The organism is Okeania sp. (genome assembly GCF_983059655.1).
This window is the reverse complement of record NZ_CEZPJD010000870.1, coordinates 1-3,207: the sequence shown is the minus strand read 5'-3', so window position 1 is coordinate 3,207 and position 3,207 is coordinate 1. Positions and strand designations below refer to the sequence as shown.

At 34.5% G+C, this 3,207-nt stretch carries 3 protein-coding genes; all 3 read left to right on the top strand.

Going from position 1 to position 3,207, the window contains the following annotated elements; all coding sequences use genetic code 11:
- Window positions 1–465 (top strand): AAA-like domain-containing protein (locus tag AC3DU7_RS29585; protein ID WP_488042821.1); only part of this gene is annotated, 465 nt, incomplete at its 5' end.
- Window positions 466–915: 450 nt separating this feature from the next.
- On the top strand, window positions 916–1,983 hold the full coding sequence (locus AC3DU7_RS29580) for a hypothetical protein (RefSeq protein WP_488042820.1): 1,068 nt from the start codon (window positions 916–918) through the stop codon (window positions 1,981–1,983).
- A 92-nt stretch (window positions 1,984–2,075) separates the two neighbouring features.
- Window positions 2,076–3,207, top strand: a 1,132-nt coding sequence (locus AC3DU7_RS29575; RefSeq protein WP_488042819.1) for a protein kinase domain-containing protein, incomplete at its 3' end; no start/stop codon positions are given.

The window sequence follows — 3,207 nt, the reverse complement described above, 5'->3', positions numbered from 1 at the left end:
CAGTCACCTTTTAATGTGGGTTTACCAATTCAGTTAGGTAGTTTTAGCTTAGAAGAAGTTTTGGAATTAGCCCAATCTTATGGACTCAACTGGAGTGATGGAGAAGAAGCACATCTTTTGATGGCAACCACCGGAGGACATCCATCACTGGTGCATCTGGCTATTTATCATCTGAGTCGAGAAGATGTAACAATGAGACAATTATTAGAAACTGCAGCCACATCTACCGGAATTTATGGCAGTCATTTGCGGCGTCATCAAGTCAAGTTGGAAGAGGAGCCAGAATTAGCGATCGCTGTGCAAAATCTTGTCAATATTAATGAACCAATATTATTAGAGTCTATTATTGCTTATAAGTTAAGTAGTATGGGGTTAATTAAGTTAGATCGAAATAAGGCCACGTTAACTTGTGATTTATATCGACAGTATTTTAGAAGTCAACAACAACTTCATAGGGTTGTTTAGTAATTAATAATTAATAATTAATAATTAATAATTGCCTTTTCTTATAAAAAAAGGGTGAGGCTTTAAACCCAATTTTTTGGTAAAATTACTCCCATCAGAATATTGTTGCTGTCAATGTTATATTACGGTAGGATAATAATTTTGCAATGGCCAGTTTTTAACTGATTTATGGGTTTATGATTCTATAATATTAGGCTAATAAACAGGTAAAGAGATTTGAAAAACCAGTGTGTCGTAGCTCTCTAAAAGCCAAAATAACTGGGCAAGGCCAACTTTACGCATTTTCTACAGAATAGACGCAACAATGTCAAAATTTTTGCCTAACTATAATTTTTGAAGTCAGTTAATTGACCTCAAAAACGTCTTATTTCTGTACGAAGTCTTATTTCTGTAAGAAATAGAGACAATTACTCATTTTAAGCACATTTTTTTTAAGAGGTAGTAATAAGTATGTTTACCAACGTAGCGAATGGTAATAATATATCAATTCCAGGAATAGAACGACCAGATTCAAATGATCCAAATGCTCTACAGTATCAGGTCCTGATAGTTGAAAAAGAAGGGAGTCCTAGCAATTGTGAACTAGGATTAAAAAGAACAATATATATAGGTACAAAAGGTGAATTCACGACAGAGTTAGGATTGCCAGAGAAATATATCAATGGATTGCCTTATGAAGGAGTAAACATGGAAAATATATTTGGTGATCTTAAGAAGGATATTGAACTTTCTCAGGATATATTAGGTCAATATAGTATGGTGCGAAGACTTTTGCAAGCGAGAAAACTATCTCAATTGATTGCCAAGTCATGGCTCCAAAAGCATGATATCGAGGACGATAAGCCAGGCTGGAGTCAGGAAGAATGGCTAAAAGACGAAGAGAAATTTTATACAAAAAAGCAAAATATTATAAGATTTAAGACGATCAGGAAACTTTTTCTTACTGGCGATCAAGTACTTGATTCTGAGACAAATGTCAAATTCCTTGATTATACATCTCAAACAGCAGAAGACCGATGGAAAGAACTAGAAAGACAGCCTTATATTATAATGCCAGATCAAGAAAATTGGCATAGTATTTCTTTGAATCTGCTGTTTTGTGGACAAGCTTATTTCAAGTATAAAGAAGAAAACAAATATTTACCCCTATGTTTTCCTATGCTTTCCACTTATGAAGCGTGCTGTTTTTACGCTTTCTTGATAAATGCGGATAGCTTTACAGGCACGATAGACGAGATCCAGAAGAAAGGTACAGCCAATCCTCGACCTCCTTACTACAAAGCATTAATTCCTTATCCTCCACGCCCTGATTTTGGTACAGAGGTTAAAACTGAGAAATCTTACAATGAGATGATCAAAAATTGGGCGTATGCGAAGGAAATTTATCCAAATTGCGGCGATGAATCAGATAAAAATCTATTACCATTTTGTAAAAAAGCTTGGAGTCCGGAGGATGGAATCAAACTTAAATATATTACTCCTCCTTATCCTTATTTACCAATGAGTTGTGCTAGTTAAATTAAGCCTCATTGAAAAAATTAGCCATAGGATAAGCAAAGTGCTAAACTGCACTTGATTGGCTTATCTTATGGCTTATTTATTAAGAGCTTATGAAAACTAACTATCAAATCATCAAAAAAATCTATGAAAGTCCTAACTCCCTCATCTATCAAGCTACTTTAAAGGAAAATAATAACCCGATTATTCTCAAAATCCTCAAAGAAAACTACCCTACTGCTTCCGAACTCACCCGCTACAAACAAGAATATGAAATTACTCGTTCTTTGAATGTAGATTCTATTATTAAAGCTTACGATCTACAAAGATATGAGAATAGTTTAGCAATACTTCTAGAAGACTTCGGCGGTCAATCTCTAAAATCATTACTATCTCAATCTCAATTAAACTTAGAAAACTTTCTAACCATCGCCATTAAAACAACAGAAAGTCTAGCAGCAATTCATAAATCTAATATTATCCACAAAGACATTAACCCCTCAAATATTGTCTATAACCCCCAAACAAAACAACTAAAAATCATCGACTTTGGCATATCTACCCGTTTATCCCAAGAATATCTCACAGTCTTTCCCCCCAACCAACTAGAAGGAACTTTAGCATATATTGCCCCGGAACAAACAGGTAGAATGAACAGAGGCATAGATTATCGTAGCGACTTTTATTCCCTGGGTGTAACATTCTATGAACTCTTAACCAACAAACTACCTTTTGAAACAAATGACCCCATGGAATTAGTTCATTGTCATATTGCCCAACAACCATTACCACTACATCAACTAATTCCCAACATTCCTAATTCTGTCTCTAACATCATCAACAAACTATTAGCAAAAACCCCAGAAGAAAGATATCAAAATGCTTGGGGAATTAAAGCAGATCTACAAACCTGTCTAGAGCAATTCAATACTATAGGAGAAATTTCAGACTTTCCTTTAGCAACTCAAGATATTTGTGAGAAATTTCAGATTCCTCAAAAACTCTATGGTAGAGAACAAGAAGTTACTCAACTATTAACAACATTTGAAAAAGTCAGTCTTGGAACAACAGAATTAATCCTAATTTCTGGTTATTCAGGAATTGGCAAATCAGCATTAGTCAATGAAATTCACAAACCCATCACAAAGAAACGAGGAAAATATATTAGTGGAAAATTCGACCAACTCCAAAGAGATATTCCTTATTCAGCAATTTATCAAGCATTTCAAGAGTTAATCCGTAAAC